This window comes from Alkaliphilus transvaalensis ATCC 700919 (assembly GCF_000621485.1).
Classification (GTDB): Bacteria; Bacillota; Clostridia; order Peptostreptococcales; family Natronincolaceae; genus Alkaliphilus; species Alkaliphilus transvaalensis.
The window spans coordinates 26,350-45,001 of the sequence record NZ_JHYF01000020.1 but is presented as its reverse complement, the minus strand read 5'-3'; the positions used below and the strand labels follow the sequence as shown (position 1 = coordinate 45,001).

Annotated in this window: 15 protein-coding genes and 2 rRNA genes; 14 read left to right on the top strand and 3 right to left on the bottom strand. The window is 33.5% G+C overall.

The features are described 5' to 3' along the window. From T335_RS0114280 to nrdJ, 4 genes are all read left to right on the top strand, one after another. Positions 1–336 (top strand): 23S ribosomal RNA (locus tag T335_RS0114280); the annotation flags it as partial. A gap of 256 nt (positions 337–592) precedes the next feature. After that, positions 593–709, top strand: a 5S ribosomal RNA gene (rrf, locus tag T335_RS0114275). A gap of 339 nt (positions 710–1,048) precedes the next feature. Then, positions 1,049–1,558 carry a thioredoxin family protein gene (locus T335_RS0114270; RefSeq protein ID WP_026478149.1) on the top strand — a complete coding sequence of 170 codons (510 nt, stop codon included), beginning with the start codon at positions 1,049–1,051 and terminating at the stop codon, positions 1,556–1,558. A 126-nt stretch (positions 1,559–1,684) separates the two neighbouring features. After that, positions 1,685–4,039: a ribonucleoside-triphosphate reductase, adenosylcobalamin-dependent gene (nrdJ, locus tag T335_RS0114265; RefSeq protein WP_026478148.1), complete on the top strand. Its 2,355-nt coding sequence runs from the start codon at positions 1,685–1,687 to the stop codon at positions 4,037–4,039. Between the two features lie 198 nt (positions 4,040–4,237). Here the strand turns inward: nrdJ and T335_RS0114260 are convergent, their stop codons facing one another. Beyond that, the gene (locus tag T335_RS0114260; protein ID WP_026478147.1) at positions 4,238–4,759 is read right to left on the bottom strand and encodes a superoxide dismutase family protein; all 522 of its coding nucleotides are present in this window, start codon (positions 4,757–4,759) and stop codon (positions 4,238–4,240) included. Between the two features lie 371 nt (positions 4,760–5,130). On the opposite strand from T335_RS0114260, the gene T335_RS0114255 reads away from it, so the two are divergent. From T335_RS0114255 to T335_RS0114235, 5 genes are all read left to right on the top strand, one after another. Then, positions 5,131–6,063, top strand: a complete 933-nt coding sequence (locus tag T335_RS0114255) for an ABC transporter ATP-binding protein (protein ID WP_026478146.1) — start codon at positions 5,131–5,133, stop codon at positions 6,061–6,063. Between the two features lie 11 nt (positions 6,064–6,074). Beyond that, positions 6,075–7,220, top strand: a complete 1,146-nt coding sequence (locus T335_RS0114250; protein WP_026478145.1) for an ABC transporter permease — start codon at positions 6,075–6,077, stop codon at positions 7,218–7,220. Further along, entirely contained in the window at positions 7,217–8,332 is a 1,116-nt protein-coding gene (locus tag T335_RS0114245; protein WP_026478144.1) for an ABC transporter permease, read from the top strand. The genes T335_RS0114250 and T335_RS0114245 overlap by 4 nt, the downstream gene beginning before the upstream one ends. An 80-nt stretch (positions 8,333–8,412) precedes the next feature. Then, positions 8,413–9,516: a sensor histidine kinase gene (locus T335_RS0114240; protein WP_026478143.1), complete on the top strand. Its 1,104-nt coding sequence runs from the start codon at positions 8,413–8,415 to the stop codon at positions 9,514–9,516. After that, on the top strand, positions 9,488–10,123 hold the full coding sequence (locus tag T335_RS0114235; protein WP_330371243.1) for a response regulator transcription factor: 636 nt from the start codon (positions 9,488–9,490) through the stop codon (positions 10,121–10,123). Before T335_RS0114240 ends, T335_RS0114235 begins: the two co-directional genes overlap by 29 nt. Positions 10,124–10,270: 147 nt before the next feature. On the opposite strand, the gene T335_RS0114230 is transcribed toward T335_RS0114235, so the two are convergent. Both T335_RS0114230 and hisC read right to left on the bottom strand, forming a co-directional pair. After that, a complete protein-coding gene (locus tag T335_RS0114230) occupies positions 10,271–11,884 on the bottom strand; it encodes a putative manganese-dependent inorganic diphosphatase (protein WP_026478141.1) in 1,614 nt (537 codons plus the stop codon). A 227-nt stretch (positions 11,885–12,111) separates the two neighbouring features. Beyond that, positions 12,112–13,191, bottom strand: coding sequence for a histidinol-phosphate transaminase (gene hisC, locus T335_RS0114225; protein ID WP_026478140.1), 1,080 nt, complete (start codon positions 13,189–13,191; stop codon positions 12,112–12,114). Between the two features lie 519 nt (positions 13,192–13,710). Here hisC and fusA point away from each other — a divergent pair. From fusA to T335_RS0114200, 5 genes are all read left to right on the top strand, one after another. After that, complete coding sequence (gene fusA / locus T335_RS0114220; RefSeq protein WP_026478139.1) at positions 13,711–15,780, top strand: elongation factor G; 2,070 nt, start codon at positions 13,711–13,713, stop codon at positions 15,778–15,780. A 287-nt stretch (positions 15,781–16,067) separates the two neighbouring features. After that, entirely contained in the window at positions 16,068–16,301 is a 234-nt protein-coding gene (locus T335_RS0114215; RefSeq protein WP_026478138.1) for a hypothetical protein, read from the top strand. A gap of 328 nt (positions 16,302–16,629) precedes the next feature. After that, positions 16,630–17,094 (top strand): CtsR family transcriptional regulator, encoded by a 465-nt coding sequence (locus tag T335_RS0114210; RefSeq protein WP_026478137.1) that lies wholly within the window; start codon positions 16,630–16,632, stop codon positions 17,092–17,094. 2 nt (positions 17,095–17,096) lie between these two features. Beyond that, positions 17,097–17,606 carry a UvrB/UvrC motif-containing protein gene (locus tag T335_RS0114205; RefSeq protein ID WP_026478136.1) on the top strand — a complete coding sequence of 170 codons (510 nt, stop codon included), beginning with the start codon at positions 17,097–17,099 and terminating at the stop codon, positions 17,604–17,606. A gap of 11 nt (positions 17,607–17,617) precedes the next feature. Next, a complete protein-coding gene (locus tag T335_RS0114200) occupies positions 17,618–18,640 on the top strand; it encodes a protein arginine kinase (protein ID WP_026478135.1) in 1,023 nt (340 codons plus the stop codon). Positions 18,641–18,652: the final 12 nt, after the last annotated feature.

Below are 18,652 nucleotides of genomic sequence, written 5' to 3'. Positions count from 1 at the left end.
TTAAAGTGGTACGCGAGCTGGGTTCAGAACGTCGTGAGACAGTTCGGTCCCTATCCGTCGCGGGCGCAGGAAATTTGAGAGGAGCTGTCCTTAGTACGAGAGGACCGGGATGGACATACCTCTGGTGTACCAGTTGTTCTGCCAAGGGCATCGCTGGGTAGCTATGTATGGAAGGGATAAGTGCTGAAGGCATCTAAGCACGAAGCCCCCCTCAAGATAAGATTTCCCATCCGAAAGGAGTAAGACCCCAGATAGACCATCTGGTTGATAGGTCGGAGGTGTAAGTGCAGTAATGTACTGAGCTGACCGATACTAATAGGTCGAGGGCTTGACCAAATTTAAAAAACAGCTGATACTAAAATATATTGTGTGGTTTTGAGGGAACTATTCCTTCAGTAAGTGAATATGGAAGTTAGACAATTTCATGATTCCTTTGGATGATATCAGATGATATTAAAGGATAGGAATCAATTAATTTCTAACTAAGTTACTGACACAAAAGTAGAAATGAAGTTAGTAGATAAACTACTAACTAAGTGACCAACATAGAATTAAAAATTTTTGTTGTCTACTTATGGTCATCAACTTAAAATGCCGTGACAATAGCGAAGAGGTCACACCTGTTCCCATCCCGAACACAGAAGTTAAGCTCTTCAGCGCTGATGGTACTTGGAGGGCAGCCTCCTGGGAGAGTAGGACGTCGCGGTATTTATTTTTTAAAAACTGACTCAAAAGAGAGTCAGTTTTTTTTGCGAAAAATAGTATATGGCTACAACAAAATGAGGATAAGGTTGTTGAAAATGTTTATAGAATGATGGAAAATTAATTAGTTATAAACAGTTTCATAATCATTTTTATGGATTTAAAGGAATGAGCACCGCTGATAAGAAGATGAAAAACATAGTTAAATCGAATAAACAAATAAAGTAGACATATAATAAAAGGTGGAAGAATATAAGGAAGGAAAAATATTGTATTTTATCATTGCTATTTAAATTATGATTTGAAAAGTGATATAATAGTTTTAATAAACATAGGGGGGATAATAATGAACTTTGGTGAGCTAATAGGGTTAAGTTGTACTTTTGCCGAATTTATTGATCAAGATCAAGACATAAATCGAGAGAAGACTCTGGAAATATATAAAGGAATAGAAGTTGACGAAGACTTATTAAATAAAATTAAATCAATAAATAGACCTGTTCATATATTAGCCTTTGCAGAAATATGGTGTCCTGATTGCATAATAAATGTCCCTGCAGTTCAAAAGATCAGTGACATAAATCCCCAAATTAATGTATACATTCTACCCCGAGAAGGGTATGAGGAGCACCTCTCTAATTATAAACTAGCAGGAAAAGTAAAGATACCTACATTTATTGTTCTTGATGAAAATTTTGAAGAATTAGGAGCCTTTATAGAAACACCAACCTTGTTACGTAATCTTGTTGCTAAAGGTAATCAAGTAGAGATTATAGTGGCAAAGAGGAAATATCGTAAAGGTGAATATATAAAAGATACCATAAAAGAAATAACGAATATCATACTAAGAAAGTAGTATAGACTACTTTCTTTTTTTTCTTTTTCTTTTGACTTTAAAAAAGAGAAGTGATACAATATATAGTACGTTATAAAATACTACATACCATATATTGAAAAAAGTTAGTCATTAAGGAGGTTACTTATGATCAAGGTAATTAAACGAGAAGGAAACCATGTAGAGTACAATGAAACAAAAATAATAAATGCGATTGAAAAAGCAATGGCTGAAACTAAAGTAGGGGTTGATACAGTTTTAAGTCATAAGATTGTGAGTCAAATTACAAAACAAATAGAACAATATAAATCTCCAATCCATGTAGAAGAAATACAAGATATTGTAGAAAATTTACTTATGGAAAGTGAACGTAAAGATGCAGCTAAGAGATACATAATTTATCGAAGTCAGAGGGAAAGATCTAGGTATAAAGGGAACAAAAAAGAAGAAGGACTACTAACTGATGAGTTTATCAGTAGATATAAGCATAGGCCATCCCCTATGAAACAATTAGGTGATTTTGTTTATTATAGAACCTACAGTAGATGGTTGCCAGAAGAAGGCAGACGGGAGTACTGGTGGGAAACAGTAAAAAGAGCAGTAGAATATAATTGTAGTCTTGTAACTACTACTAGAGCCGAAGCAGAAAAGTTGTATGATAACATTTATAACTTAAAGCAATTCTTATCAGGTAGAACTTTTTGGGTAGGTAACACACCTGTGGCAAAAAACTATCCAATGGCTAATTATAATTGCTCCTTTATAGTGATCGATAGTTTTGATGCCTTTAAAGACCTATTTTACTTACTAATGATTGGTTCTGGAGTAGGGGCTAGAATTCTAAAGGGAGATGTTGTACAATTACCAAAGGTAAGAAGCAACTACCAAATAATCCACAAAGATTATACTCCAATAGCCCCAGAAGAACGAGAAGATTCTACTAGTTTAGAATTTCTTCATAATAATACAGTGAAAATAACAGTAGGTGACAGTAAAGAAGGGTGGACTCAATCTCTAGATTTTCTGTTCAAAATTATCTATAGTAACGAATATCGCAATATAAAAACAATCATTGTAAGTTATGATCATGTCCGACCACAAGGCGAAAAGCTAAAAACCTTTGGTGGTACTGCCAGTGGCCACTCTAGTCTAAAGAATATGTTTATTAAAATTAATAAAGTAATAGAAAAAAGAGGTTTCATTGAAGGGACTAAACGGTTTAAGCTAAGACCAGTAGATTGTCTTGATATAGCCAATATAATAGGCGAAAATGTTGTTGTTGGAGGAGTAAGAAGAACTGCAGAGATGATCTTAATAGACCCAGCGGATCAAGAATCAATCGATGCAAAAACAAATTTATATAAACAAATCGATGGCCAATGGATTGTAGACAAAGATATTATCCACCGACAAATGAGTAACAACTCTATTTATTATGAGAAAAAACCTACTAGAGAAGTTCTTCATTGGCAAATGGAAAAAATGCGATATTCTGGGGAACCAGCTTGGATCAATGCTGAAGCTGCTATGAAGCGTAGACCAAATATGAATGGGGTAAATCCTTGTGGTGAAATATTATTAGATTCAAGAGGGTTATGTAATCTAACCACTATAAATGTATATTCCTTTGTTACATCTCAAGGGAAAATAGATTTAGAAGGTTTATTAGAAGCTCAAAAGTTATCAGTAAGGGCAGGATATCGAATGACCTGCGTTGAGTTAGAACTACCTCTATGGAATGCAGTTCAGGAAAGAGATAAGTTAGTGGGTTGTTCTTTAACAGGGTGGCAAGATATGGTAAACGCAATTGAATTATCAACAGAAGAAGAGGCGGAATTACTAAGGAAACTAAGGTCTGCTGCCCATGAAGAAGTAGAAGCCTATGCTAAAGAAATCGGTGAAAACAAACCTTTATTAGTAACAACGGTAAAGCCAGAAGGAACCCTTTCTCAGCTGCCGACTGTTTCAAGTGGTGTTCACTATTCCCATGCCCCCTACTATATTAGAAGGATACGTATCAGTGCAAATGATCCCCTTCTTAAGGTTTGTGAAGAGTTGAATTATCCTGTTCATCCAGAAGTGGGGCAAGATTGGGACAATTGTTCAACCAAAGTTGTAGAGTTTCCTGTAAAAGCTCCTAAGGGTAGAACAAAGTATGATGTTTCTGCTATAGAACAATTAGAAAACTATAAGCTGTTTATGGAAAACTATGTAGACCATAATTGCTCCATCACAGTTCATGTTAGAAATCACGAGTGGGAAGAAGTTGAAGAATGGGTTTGGAACAACTGGGATGATGTTGTAGCCATTTCATTTTTATCTCTAGATGAAAGTTTTTATGATCTATTACCATATGAATCTATAGATGAGATTGAATACAATAGAAGAGTTAAAGAAATGAAACCTTTTATACCTTCCTTAATTACAAAGTATGAAAAGCAGGAAGTAGAAGTAATATTAGATAATGATGGTTGTGAGACAGGAGTATGTCCTATTAGATAGCCAGAGATTCCTATATAGATACAATGAACTACATGAGGCTTCAATATCTCCTTACGAAACAGTTAAGTTTCGTAAGGAGATATTTTGAAGCCTCTTTTAATTAAAAATAAATTAAAAAACTGACATAAATTATGGTGGAAATTTATTAAGCTAATTTTACTAGACTAGTTAGAAATATTTAGAAAGCAGAATCAAGCTCTAAACAATAAGACCACAGGCTAACCTTTTTCCTGCATCTCCAGCAGGTTGACTACGGTAATCATCAGGATTTCGGTGAATAATAACTGCCTTTCCAACTGCCTCCCAAACTCTAAAACGATCGGTAAAGAAGCTCATTCTAGCCATTCCATCATTGGAAAAGAGGACAGGGAAATCTCCAGCGTGGTTACCGTGGGGTTGATTACGGGGATTCCAATGACCACCGGCAGCTTGGAAGGGATCTTGTGGATCACCAATTTCACAAGTACCAAATTCATGTATATGGAAGCCATGGGGGCCAATTGGGTCTTGATCGTTTGTAGCAGGTTGATAGGGGGGAAGACCTTGAATATAAGCATAAACCTCAGTTCCACCTGCCACATTAATAAAATAGACAACCCCTGATATTTCAGGCCTCAAAGGACCTCCTTTAATTCTAGCAACAGCCGTTTGTCTTTCTACTGTTGAGTTATGATAGCCGTGCATTGAGTTAGCGTAAGTAATTAAGTTAGGATTATACATATAAATAAACACCCTCCTTATTTGATTTTATTTTTCCATTCTTCCATCAGCTGTTTATCGAGGCGAAGAGATTCATTATATAGTATGAGGGTGATCTTTAAAAGGTTCGACATTAGTAAATTAAAGCACATCTAAGCTAATGGGTTTTAAGAACAAAGTCTTCCTACGAGTGATTTAGTGGTAGGCTTATGTTGAAATACATTAGGCAAAATTTTGCCCCAAAAATATGACAGATGTCATGTGTTAATATTCCTGTAAGCACTATTGAAGCCTAATAGATTAATGTAAAATAAAAATGAAGAAAAAAAGAAATAAAAGACAAATAAAAGAGAAATAAAAAAAGGTGTTATAGGGATAGGAGGCGGCCGAAAATGATTGTTGAGATCAATAATTTAGTTAAACGTTATGAAAATAATATCGCTGTAGATCATATTAATCTTTCGATTAAAGAAGGAGATATCTATGGACTTTTAGGACCAAATGGGGCAGGGAAAACTACTTTAATTAATACAATGCTCTGCCTAAGCCGAATAAATGAAGGTCAGATCAAAATATTCGGTAAAGACTTGTATAGCCAAGAAGAAGAGATTAAAAAGGAAATTGGCATTGTACCGCAGGATGTGGCAATTTATGATGATTTGACCACCTATGAAAATCTTGTGTTTTTTGGAAAGTTATATGGATTAAAAGGTAATTTATTGAAAAATAGAATTGACGAAACGTTAGAATTTATTGGGTTACAAGACAAAAAGAAAGCCTATCCTAAAAAATTTTCAGGTGGGATGAAGAGGCGGCTAAATATTGGCTGTGCTATTTTGCACCAGCCTAAGTTGATTATAATGGATGAACCAACAGTAGGGATTGATCCTCAATCTAGAAACCAGATATTAGAATCTGTTAAGATATTAAATGAAAAAGGCTCTACAATTATATATACCTCCCATTACATGGAGGAAATAGAGGAAATTTGTAAAACAATCACCATAATAGATCACGGCAGGGTAATTGCCAGTGGTACAAAAGAAGAGTTGAAGAATTTGATCTCCTTTGAAGATAGAATCACCATTAGGTTAGCGAAGGCCAATAACAACCTATGCAATGAAATTAAATCTATCGATCAAGTAAAAGAGTGTATCGTTGAAGATAATCGTTTAACGATTGTCTCTAGCAAAAACTCAAAGAACCTAGGTAGGATAATCGATGTAATTACTCAGCAAAATTCACTTATACAAGAAATTAACTTAGAAAAGCCTACCTTAGAAGGTGTGTTTCTTACTCTAACAGGAAGAACATTAAGAGATTAGGCGGTGGGAATATGGCGATATTAAATATTATCTATTTTACAATTTTAAGAAATTTAAGGGACAAAAAGGATCTTCTTTTGATGTTAGTAATGCCTATTGTGGTGATTTATATTTTAGGCAATGCATTAAGCTCACAATTTGTTTTTGCAGAAATTAAGAGAAGTCCCGTTGGTTTTTTAAATGAAGATATAGGAGGTGCTTCTGCAAGGTTCGAAGATTTTTTATCTTCTAATGAGGTAGAAGAAATACTAGAAGTCATTAAAGTAGATTCTTATGAAGAAGGGGTTAGTTTAGTACAAAATAGAGAGGTAGTGGCATTAATTTATATTAATGCTGAATATACTCAGGGGATTCAAAGTAATGCAGGGGCAAATATTGAAATGATTACCGACCTTCATTCGGGTGGAGGCTTCTATAGGATGATCGTAAAAAATGTAGTAGATAGTTTTGTGGAGTCCAATAATGCCATAATGGCAATGACTATGATCGGTGGCAACGGTGGTGAGTATAGGAGAACTAGTGCCATAAAAGATAACACAATTGATTTAGCTGATAAAATTCCTGGTTCAATGGATTACTATGGTGTAACAATGCTGGTGATGATCTTGATGTATGGGGCTAATTATGGTTTACATGGTATAGCAAAAGAGTATTTTGTAGGAATTGGGGATCGAATTAAAGCTTCACCAATTAAAAACTATCAAATCTATTTAGGGAGGACCTTAGGAGCTGTGTTTACTTTGTTTCTTCAAGCAATGATACTAGTTTTCTTTACAAAGCATGTTTATGGAGTTAATTGGGGAGACAATTTGTTAGTTATTATGATGATTTGTTTATCACTGGCTGTTTTTTCTGTAGGGATAGGTATTATGGTTTGTATGTTGGCTCCTAATAGAAAGGTTGCAAATAGCATTATGACAATTTTAGTTCCTGTTTTCACCTTTTTAGCAGGAGGATATGCACCGATAGAGTATATGGGAGAATTATTCAACAAGTTTAAATACCTATCACCAAATTATATTGGACACCGGGCCTTTTTCTCATACATTTATGGAGGTAGGATAGTAGAGACACAGTTATTAGTGATATTGATATGGGGGCTTGCATTCCTTACTATGGGCCTTGCCATCATGTTAGGAAGGAGGGAAACAGCTTGATATTGTTTTCTCATAATATAAAAAGGATAATGAAGGAAAAAAGTAATTACATTTCCATGATCGTGGTTCCTGTAGTTTTTATGATTTTAATATTGTTACAATATTCTGGTGGTAATGGATATGTTTTAAAGGTAGGAATTGTAGATTATGATCAAACAGAACTTACAAGAATGCTGCAATATAATTTATCAGAGAAAAGTAATTTAATTCTACTGACAGAAGAGAATTTATATCAAGACATGATCGATCGGAAGATAGATTATGGAGTAGTTATACCAGAAGGATTTACCCAAGATTTAATTAGAATGAACAGCCCACAATTAGAAGGATATAGAATAACAGAGAGCAATATTACCCTACCAACCATTTATTACATTGAAAACTTTATGAATAGTGTTAACAATATTGCATTAGCAGCCCAGGGAAATGAAGGATTATTTTATGAAGGATTAGAAGTTTATCAAAGGGGTTTACTAAGTGTTGAGAATACAACAATATATAGTGAAAATGCCAAGTCAGAAGGGATTACCGTTGCCGGCCTTGGGTTTATCGTAATGGGTATGATGTATTTTTCCACCTTCTCGGCGAATATGATCCTATTAGATCGAGAAAATAAAACTTTTTATCGAATTCTCTCCTCGCCAGTCAAGATAAAAAGATATATGGCTGAAAACCTATTAAGCTTTCTTTTTCTTTCACAAGTACAGATTCTTCTATTGTTCTCTATTATGCACTTTATCTTTAAAATGAACTTAGGGCCATCAATTTTTAATTTGTATATTGTTCTATTAAGTTATTCTTTAGTCTGTGTGGCTTTTGGTATTGCTTTAACTGCCCTTGCAAAAGATTCACGCCAAGCCTCCAGTATAGCCTCTTTTTTAGTTACCCCTATGGTAATGTTAGGTGGTGGGTTTTGGTCTAGAGAAATAATGCCTCAAAGTCTTCAAAACATAGGTAACTTTGTACCTATCACATGGGTGTTAAAGGCAGCAGAAAAAGTTTTATATGGGGATCAGTTGTTAGCCGTTGGTCGAGAACTGTTTATATTATTCTTATTTGCAATGACCTTCTTTCTTTTGGGGACTTGGAAAAAAACTGATATATCCCATTAGCATTTATAAGAAGGAATACAGAAACTAATGTGTAATCTATTTAAATATAGTTTATACATTAGTTTTTTTGGAGGTAATTTATGAGAGCCCTCATTAAGTTAAGTTTTATTATTTATCTTATAGCAGAACTTATGCTAGTTAATGTAGTTATAAGCAGTAGAGATGTGATATTTATTCTATTAATTACGGTATCCTATATCATTAGGGAAAAGTACCTCAACACCCTCCCCCTCATGATATTAGAATTTTTAATAGTACTGCTGGCAGGGATGATAACCCCACAATTTATTATGTTATTAGTCATGTTGGCCTACGATTTAGTATATAAAAGACTTTATCTTGGTATCGTTCCTATTTTAATTGTCGTTGGTTGGAGAGTAGACCCCCATCAATACATTAACTTCTTTTTACTTCTATTTTTGTGTAGTTTATTTGCTTATATTAGTCAGGGGCTAGAGAATAAAGAAAAGGAATTGCAAGTAGCCTTTGATCAAGAGCGAAGAATCCGTTACCAACTGGAAGAAATTAAGGGGAAATTAATGGAATCTTATAATGAAGTAGAGTATGTTGCAGAAATTAAAGAGAGAAATAGGATTGCTCGGGATATACATGATAACATTGGTCATAACATTGCAGGTTTATTAATGCAACTTCAAGCTGTTGAAAAGCTCCAACAAAAGGAACCCCAGAAATCAAAGGAATTATTAAAAAAATCTATCGAAGGGTTATCAAATACTTTAGTGATGTTAAGGGAAACTGTTCATAATATAAAACCAAAGGAAAATCTAGGGATAGATTATATTCATAGGATATTGAAGGAATATACTTTTCCTCCTGTTAAGCTACAAACGATGGGTGATTTGAATAGTATTTCATCTCAACATTTAGTTATTCTAACTTCTAACATTAAAGAAGCCCTAACCAATGTCGCAAAGCATTCAGAAGCAACAGAAGTAGACATTAAAATAGAGACAAATAGTAAGTTTACACGTTTATTGATAAAGGATAACGGTAAAGGTTGTGAAGTGATAAATTATAGTTTAGGTTTAAATAGCATGAAGGATCGCATAAAAAATATAGGGGGTAGCATATCAATCAATGGAAATGGTGGATTTATGATTGTGTGTATTATACCAAAAGAATCAGAAGGCGTAGGTGAGATATTTGCGAATATTAATAGCTGATGATGATGCATTAATTAGAGATAGTTTAAAAATTTTAATTGATTTGGAAGGAGACTTAGAGGTTGTTGCCACAGCCTCAAACGGCCAAGAAGCTCTTAAACATTGTAAAGATAAAAGGGTGGACCTAGTTTTAATGGATATACGAATGCCTATTATGGATGGTGTTTTGGCTACAAAATTAATTAAGGAACAATTTCGTCATATTAAAATTATGATATTGACTACCTTTAAAGATGATGAATATATAAAAGAGGCCCTTAAATATGGTGCAGAGGGATATATTTTGAAGAGTCAGCCAGCTGAAGATATTATAGAAAGTGTCAGAATGGTGTATAGGGGAAATTCGGTTTTTGAAAAGGATGTTGCATTGGCTTTAAAAAGTATGATTAATGAAAAAAAGCCTAAAGAAGCAATCTCCTTTGACTTAACCGAGAGAGAAAAGGAGGTTATAAGACTTGTAGGAGAAGGCTTGTCTAATAAGGAAATATCAGAATGCCTTTATTTAAGTCAAGGAACAGTCAGAAATTACGTGACAGGTTTGTTAGAGAAGTTGAATTTAAGAGATCGTACCCAGTTAGCCATTTATTATATCAAGAATATTGAATAAGGAGTTTGGTTATTTAATCACTTGTTATTAGGGAAAAATTACTTATGTATATAATATAAGGGACCAACACAATTTAATTTCTTAGTTGTGTTAGTCCCTTAGTTTTACTATTAAAGTCTAAAATGAATGCATTTAGATGAAAAGACGCTACTTTAGAGAGTTAATCCCTTCTAACAATTGAGGGACCACCTGTTTCTTTCTTGAAACAATGCCCTGTACAAATACCCCCTGATAGGGCTCTATGTGGAAGGCAGCTGATATTATATGTTGATTTCTACATCTAAACAATAGATAAGAACCTTCTTTTAAAATATCAGTAATAATAAGTAAGGTTAAATCATGGTTAGAATTGTTAGAGACTTTATCTATAAATAGAATAAATTCATCTTTACGATTAAAAACATCCTCAATATCTAACGTAAATACTTGGCTAAGACCAACTCGATTACCCTCAAGGCTAAATTCTTTAAAGTCTTTATAGAAAATCTCTTCTATACTTTGTCCCTCTAATGAAGTACCAGCTTTAAAGACATCCATAGCGTAGGTGTCTAAGTTTAACTTAACAATTTTATTAAGATCAGCAACAGCATCTTGGTCTACCTTTGTAGTGGTAGGAGATTTAAAGTAAAGGGTATCGGAAATGATACCAGATAATAATAAGCCAGCTATAGAATAGGGGATTTGCAAGGCATTTTCTCTATACATTTGGTAAATGATTGTGCAGGTACTGCCTACAGGGCTATTTCTAAAAGAGATTGGAATTGATGTAGCAATGTCTCCTAATTTATGGTGGTCTATTATCTCCATAATTTCTGCTTCCTTAAGCCCTTCAACACTTTGGGCATACTCATTATGGTCAACTAAAATGACTTTTTTCTTCCCAGGGTTCATGATATGCTTTCGATTAATGAAACCTATAAAAGTATTGTAATCATCAACGACAGGATAGTTTCTAAAATGGGTATTACCCATAGCCTCTTTCACGTCATCAAGATAGTCATGATGGTTAAATTTAATAATATTTTTTGTTCTCATAATCGTTGAGATGTAATTACATTGGTTAATGATCTTAGAGGTATAGTAGGTGTCAAAAGGAGTCGATAGAATGGTTACATTATTATCAGTAGCCATTTGAATATATTTTTTAGGAATCTTCATGCCACCAGTAAGGATAATGAGCTTCACTTTAGAATCCACTGCACATTCAATAATATCATAACGATCGCCTACGATAATAATATCATTTTCACTTAAGGCCCCTTCTACAGATTTGTAGTAGTAGGCTATTACTGAGAGCTTCCCCTCGACCTCACTACCACCACCTGTTAAGATTATCCCCTTTAAGTCGCTGACGATATTTTCAAAGGAAGTTTTAAGTTCTTCGAAATTGCCTTTAATTAACCCCATAGCAATATCCTTCATACTTACAATGCCCAAAAACTTGTTTTCATCATCAACTATAGCTAATGTTTCAAGACGTTGGGCTTCCATTAGTTTATATGCATGGAGAATAGAGGTAGTTGGGGGGATCCCTAATACTGTATCGTGGTGCAAATCCATTACTTGAGTTTTAACATCCATAAGTAACTTAGGAGGTTCCACTTGAAAAAAGTCTAATATGAAACTAGTTTCTTTGTTGAGGTTCCCTAAAACGCAGGCAGTAGTATCATGGTTAAGTTGCTGTTTTAAGTGGGATAGAGCTATTGCTGATGCTACCGAGTCTGTATCAGGGTTTTTATGTCCAAAAATAAATATTCCCATATAGACCTCCTTATCTATAAAATTTGTAGAATATCTAGAACTTAGATACCCTATACTTGTGTATTATATCAAATAAGTAGAAAAGGTAAATGAATTTAAGAAAAAAATAATTTGTTAATTTATATGCCCAAATCCAATTGTTACTATACTTCCAATATGTGTAATGAATATACAAAAAAAGGTTGCTAAAATTTACTTAGCAACCTTTAAATCATATTAATTAAAAATTATTGTAGTACTTCTTTTAAAAGCTTAATGAAAAGTTCATTTTGCTCCATTGTTCCAATTGATACACGAGAATAAGTTCCATACATAGGTCTAATAATCATACCTCTTTTTTGTAACTCAGTAAATAACTCTTGGCAGTCTTTTTTAGCATCAAAGAAGATATGATTAGTTTCAGATGGAGCGTACCATAATCCCATCTCTTCAAAGGACTTGTAAAGATATTCTTTACCTTCAGCATTTACTCTATAGCTTTCTTTAATAAATTCATCATCTGCTAATGCAGCTATAGCAGCAGATTGAGCTATTGTGTTAACATTGAAAGGTCCTCTAACTTTGTTTAAGTTATTAATTATTTCATCAGAAGCCATTGTATAACCAACTCTTAGGGCAGCTAAACCATAGGCCTTTGAAAAGGTTCTCATAATGATCACATTAGAATATTTGTCTAATAGATAAGTACTATCTTTAGGGTAATCATCTCTAGTTACATACTCTCTGTAGGCTTCATCATAAATGACCACAACATGACTAGGTACAGAATCTAAGAAACTATTTAATGCGTCTTCAGAGAACATTGTTCCAGTTGGGTTATTGGGGTTACATAACCAAATTAACTTAGTTTTCTCTGAAATTTTAGCCTTCATGCCATCTAAGTCATGGGCAAAATCTTTAAGAGGCACAACAACAGGAGTTCCACCCATCATTGTACATGTTTGTATATATCTTGGGAAAGTAACATCTGCAAGAATTACCTCATCACCAGGATTAATAAAAGTTTTAGAAATAATATCTACCATTTCGTCAGATCCACTACTTGGAAGAACTTGAGATGCCTTTACACCAAATCTTTTAGCAATAGCATCTTTTAAGTCAGTAATGTTACCATCTGGATATAAGTGTAATTCTTCTAAGCATCTTTCAATTGCTTCTTTAGCCTTAGGAGAATAACCTAAAGGATTCTCGTTAGATGCAAGTTTTGTTACTTCTGTTAAACCATATTCTCTTTTTACATCTTCAATTGGTTTACCAGGTTTGTAAGGTACTAAATCTTTAATTTCTGGACGAAATTTAATGTTCATTAAAATGAACCTCCTTTGGTTGCGAAAAAATTTTAATATTTACAATTATATTATAACATATTTATTTCGAGTACAAGAAGTATTAGAGACATTTTTATAAAAATTAATTGTTTTTTTTAACCAACAAAAAATTCTACTCGGATACTATTTCTTAAAGGGTTACCAAACATGTCTCTATAAAGAATAATATAAAAAAATGAACAAAGCTTTCTTACGAAAGATGGAGTGCTAGGCTTGTGCTGAAATACATTACGGTAATTATGAAAATTGTAAGCTATATAAGACCATTATTTTCTATGTATGATAAAAAAATTGGTATAATTATGCATAAGAATTGGGAAACTAGAGTTAAATTTTACTATATAAAATATAGTAATTAAAGTTGGACAAATTACATATAAATTTCATTAGGTAGTTTGAAAATATTTACCAAAAAGAAGGATAATTACAGAAAATATAGAATATTAAAATTAAATTCAATTTAATGTTCTAAATCTTACATTATGAGGGGGTAATATAATGAAAAGATACGAAGCTGACCGGATAAGAAACATTGCGCTACTAGGACATGGTGGTTGTGGAAAAACTACAGCTACAGAAGCTGCCCTTTACACAGCAAAACTAATTAATAGAATGGGTAGAGTGGAGGATGGAAATACTGTTTCAGATTTTGATAAGGAAGAAGTTGCAAGAAATATTTCAGTGTGTACCTCAGTAATTCCAATAGAATGGAAGGAACATAAAATTAACCTAATTGATACCCCAGGATACTTTGATTTTATTGGAGAAGTTCAAAGTGCAATAAAAGTAGCAGGTGGAATGATTATTTTTGTTGATGCAACCAGTGGTATAGAAGTTGGAACAGAAAAGGTCTGGAATTATGCTACAGAAAAGAAAGCCCCTACCTTTATTTTTGTTAATAAGATGGATCGAGAAAATGCAAATTTTGAAAAGGTACTTAATGATTTAAGGGAAAAGTTTGGTAAGAAGATCGCTCCTTTCCAAATTCCTTTAGGAGACAAAGAAAATTTCGTTGGTAATGTTAATATTGCTAAGATGGTAGCAAGAGAGTACAACGGTAAGGATTGTGTAGATAAACCTATTCCCACCCAATTAATGGACCAAGCCAATGAAATAAGGGAAATGTTATTAGAGTCGGTGGCAGAGAGTGATGAAGTTTTGATGGAGAAATATTTCTCAGGTGAACCCTTTACAGAAAAAGAGATTCAAGTAGGTTTAAGACGGGGAATTATTAGCGGAGACATTGTTCCTGTAATTTGTGGATCTGCAGCGAAAAATATTGGAATCCACACCTTGTTAGATATGATTAACGATTTTTCACCATCTCCTAAAGATATGCCGCCTAAACAAGGAAAAAACCCTTACAATGACAATGTTGTAGAAAGATCATTAGGGAAGAATGAGCCATTTTCAGCTCAAGTCTTTAAAACAATTGTTGACCCTTATGTAGGAAAGATCTCATTACTTAAGGTGATTTCAGGAACCTTAACGGGAGATATGGAGGTCTTAAATGCAAATAAAGATGAAAAAGAAAAAGTAGGTAATGTTTTCTTGTTACGAGGTAAAAATCAAATCGAAGTTAAAGAAGTGGCTGCTGGAGATATTGCAGCTATTGCTAAACTACAATTTACCGCTACAGGAGACACCCTATGCAGTGTTAATGATCCGGTAATCTATAGTGGAATCGATTTTGTTGAACCCCAACTATATCTTGCAATTGAGCCTAAAGCAAAGGGTGATGAAGAAAAAATAACAGCTGGCTTAAATCGATTAGTTGATGAAGATCCTTCTTTTGCCTTTGAGAGAAATAAAGAGACGAAACAAACAATTATTAAAGGCCAAGGAGAACTTCATATAAAAGTAATTGTAAGTAAACTTAAAAATAAATTTGGTACAGAGGTAGAATTAAGTGATGTAAGAGTACCCTACCGAGAGACGATTAAAGGTAAAGCAGATGTACAAGGTAAACATAAAAAGCAATCGGGTGGTCATGGTCAGTACGGTGATGTGAAAATGAGATTCGAACCAGCATCAGCTCCCTTTGAATTTGCAGAAGAAATATTTGGAGGTTCAGTTCCTAAAGCCTATATTCCTGCTGTAGAGAAGGGAATAAGAGAATGTTTGGAGACTGGTGTTTTAGCAGGCTTCCCAGTTGTAAACGTAAAGGCAGTTCTATATGATGGATCTTATCACGATGTAGACTCATCGGAGATGGCCTTTAAGATTGCAGCGTCCTTAGCCTTTAAAAAAGGAATAGAACAAGCAAAACCAGTTCTATTAGAACCTATTGTAGAAGTAAAGGTTAATATACCAGAAGATTACATGGGAGATGTAATGGGAGACCTTAATAAACGCAGAGGTAGAATTATTGGAATGGAACCTCAAAGTGATGGAAGCCAGTTGATCATTGCAGAAGTGCCTCAGTCGGAAATGTTTAAGTACGCAAATGATCTTAGATCTATGACCCAAGCAAGAGGAAGTTTTACAATGTCCTTTGTTAGATACGAAGAAGTACCTCAAATGATTAGTGAGAAGGTTGTTGAAGCTGCTAGAGCAGCAAGAGAGTAATATACAGATTTATATACCAATCTACCTAAAAAGATATGAAATAAAAAAAGAAAAAGTTAGAAGTCGAGATTTATTTGGCTTCTAGCTTTTTTTATCACAATAATTTTTATCATATTTCTAAATATATAAGGTCTTTCATATTTGAGAACCAAAGGTGAGGCTATAGCTAAGAAAAGTTATGTAATTTTACAAAGGGTTTTTGTAGAAAATTTAAGGTTAAGTGGCAAAATATACATTGAGATAATTTCGTTTTTTAATTAAAACTAATAAAGAAAGGAAGTGATATAATGGCTCAACATTTTGTAAATTTTTCTGGAGAAATTAGTTTAAGTGACCAGCAAAAACTAATTCAAACAATTAAACATGTAGAGCTAGATGATGAAATTGTTATTGTAATGGATAGTAACGATGCCCATCAAGCAGATCAAATTTTTAGCATTTTAGAAAAGAATGATTATCAAGTATTACCCAAGGGAACTGAGGGTGGAGAGAAATATCAGATATATGCAAGAAAAAAATAAATAAAAAGAATAAATAAAAAGAATAAATAAAAAGAATAAATAAAAAGATTAAATTAATTTATGAAAAGACTACCTACTGGATCTATTTCTAGTAAGTAGTCTTATTATATATGTTAGGCGAATAACATATCATAATTTTATAGGAGAAACTTAAAAAAAACTCAAGAAAAAATGCGTAATCATTAGAAAATAAAATATTTTTTTGATTAATAGTTTATTTTTCTTATTTTGGTGAAATTATTATAATATACGGGGTTTGATGATGAGTTAGTCTTTAATTATAATATATTTATAGAAGGTCAAAGAAAGTCAAAGTAGAGGTGGTTGGATGACGACAATGAGTAGCATCATAGAAGCCTTTATTAAGGACCTAATCAAAAAAAGCGATGATAATTTAATCGAAATTCAAAGAAATGAGTTGGCAAAGCACTTTAATTGTGCGCCTTCACAAATTAATTATGTACTAATGACTAGGTTTTCCTTAAGTCAAGGCTATATTATTGAAAGTCAAAGAGGTGGGGGAGGCTATATTAAAATAAAGCAAATGATAATGAATCGTAACCGTGCCCTATACCATATGATTTTTGATGAAATTGGTAATAGCATTACTGCCCAACAAGGACAAAGAATAATAACCTATCTTGTTGATGGCAATAAAATAACTGAAAGGGAAGCTAAAATAATAAAGGTAGCGATAGATGCTTCAGCAATAAATGCTTCTGCTGAGTATAGAAATCAATTAAGAGCAAAAATACTTAAAAATATGTTAAGTATTGTACTAGGGGAGGGTTGATTATGCTTTGTGATGAATGTAAAAAAAGAAATGCAGTTGTCCATATGACAAAGAGTATTAATGGTGTTAAGGAAGAAATTAATTTATGTGAAGTATGTGCAAAGGGAAGAGAAGGAGGCGGTATAGAACATCACTTTTCTATCCCCAACTTTCTAGCAGGTTTGTTGGAGAGTAATATACATCCTCAAATAAACATCAATTACCAAAGTGGAGGCAGTTGTCAACGTTGCGGAACTAGCTTTAATCAGTTTAAGCAAAGGGGCCGATTAGGGTGTGATGAATGTTATGAGGTCTTTCGAGAAAAAATAACCCCTTTAATTAGAAGGGTACATGGCAGTACTGGTCATATTGGAAAGGTGCCTCAAAGGACTGGTGGTACAATAAAGTTAAAAAGACAAGTTAAACAGTTAAAAGTAAAGCTTAAGGAAGCAATTGAAAGGGAAGCCTTTGAAGAAGCTGCTAAAATTCGAGATGAAATTAAAGGAATAGAGAAAGAAATTAATGAGGTTTAGGAGGGGATTTTATGGCTAAATGGTTGCGGGAAACTGGACCGGAATCGGATATTGTTATTAGTAGTCGTATTAGAATTGCTAGAAATCTAGCAGAGACTCCTTTTCCTTATCTTCTAGATGAGCAACAGGGGGAAGAGATTACTAATAGAGTTTATCAGGCAATTATTGAAGGGAATGAAGGTCTAAAAAATGAATTTCAGTTATTATTAATGAAAAAACTGGATAAAATAGAAAGGTTAAACTATATAGAAAATCATTTAATTAGTCCAGACTTAGCAAAGAATACAACAAAGGGAAGTATGTTAATTAATCAAGAAGAGACCATTAGTCTTCTGGTTAATGAGGAGGATCATCTTCGGATACAGTGTCTTCTGCCAGGTTTACAATTAGATGAAACCTATGGGATAGCAGATAAAATAGATGACTTAATTGAAGAAAAGTTAAGCTATGCTTTTGATGAAGAATTAGGTTACTTAACTTCTTGTCCTACAAATTTAGGTACAGGGATTAGAGCTTCTGTTATGATGCATCTGCCGGTGTTAAATATGACGGGATACATTAATGGCATATTTCAGGCTTCCAGTCAAATAGGGATCACCATTAGAGGACTCTACGGAGAAGGTACGGAATTTCTAGGAAACATATTTCAGATTTCAAATCAAGTAACCCTAGGGATAACAGAGGAAGAGATTATCAAAAACTTAAAGGATGTAGCTACTCAAATTATTCAAAAGGAAAGACTATTAAGGGAAAATTTATTTAAGGATAAGCGGATTGAGTTAGAAGATCGAATTTTTAGGTCCTACGGGCTTTTAAGAAATGCTCGAATTATGACTACTAACGAAGCGATGAAATTAATTTCCGATGTTAAATTAGGAATCACCCTTGGGTTATTAAATGAGGTAACATTAGAGAAAATGAATCAGCTAATCCCTTTTATTCAAATAGGTCATTTACAAAAGAAATATAATAGTGAATTGACAGAAGCTGAGAGGGACTTTAGAAGAGCAGAAGTAATTAGAAACATGTTATAAAACTAGGAGGTG

What these genes read in the sequence shown, in the direction of transcription:
- T335_RS0114270 (WP_026478149.1), top strand. Translation starts at nt 1,049, where the DNA reads ATGAACTTTGGTGAGCTAATAGGGTTAAGTTGTACTTTTGCCGAATTT.
- nrdJ (WP_026478148.1), top strand. Translation starts at nt 1,685, where the DNA reads ATGATCAAGGTAATTAAACGAGAAGGAAACCATGTAGAGTACAATGAA.
- T335_RS0114260 (WP_026478147.1), bottom strand. Translation starts at nt 4,759, where the DNA reads ATGTATAATCCTAACTTAATTACTTACGCTAACTCAATGCACGGCTAT.
- T335_RS0114255 (WP_026478146.1), top strand. Translation starts at nt 5,131, where the DNA reads ATGATTGTTGAGATCAATAATTTAGTTAAACGTTATGAAAATAATATC.
- T335_RS0114250 (WP_026478145.1), top strand. Translation starts at nt 6,075, where the DNA reads ATGGCGATATTAAATATTATCTATTTTACAATTTTAAGAAATTTAAGG.
- T335_RS0114240 (WP_026478143.1), top strand. Translation starts at nt 8,413, where the DNA reads ATGAGAGCCCTCATTAAGTTAAGTTTTATTATTTATCTTATAGCAGAA.
- T335_RS0114230 (WP_026478141.1), bottom strand. Translation starts at nt 11,884, where the DNA reads ATGGGAATATTTATTTTTGGACATAAAAACCCTGATACAGACTCGGTA.
- hisC (WP_026478140.1), bottom strand. Translation starts at nt 13,191, where the DNA reads ATGAACATTAAATTTCGTCCAGAAATTAAAGATTTAGTACCTTACAAA.
- fusA (WP_026478139.1), top strand. Translation starts at nt 13,711, where the DNA reads ATGAAAAGATACGAAGCTGACCGGATAAGAAACATTGCGCTACTAGGA.
- T335_RS0114215 (WP_026478138.1), top strand. Translation starts at nt 16,068, where the DNA reads ATGGCTCAACATTTTGTAAATTTTTCTGGAGAAATTAGTTTAAGTGAC.
- T335_RS0114210 (WP_026478137.1), top strand. Translation starts at nt 16,630, where the DNA reads ATGACGACAATGAGTAGCATCATAGAAGCCTTTATTAAGGACCTAATC.
- T335_RS0114205 (WP_026478136.1), top strand. Translation starts at nt 17,097, where the DNA reads ATGCTTTGTGATGAATGTAAAAAAAGAAATGCAGTTGTCCATATGACA.
- T335_RS0114200 (WP_026478135.1), top strand. Translation starts at nt 17,618, where the DNA reads ATGGCTAAATGGTTGCGGGAAACTGGACCGGAATCGGATATTGTTATT.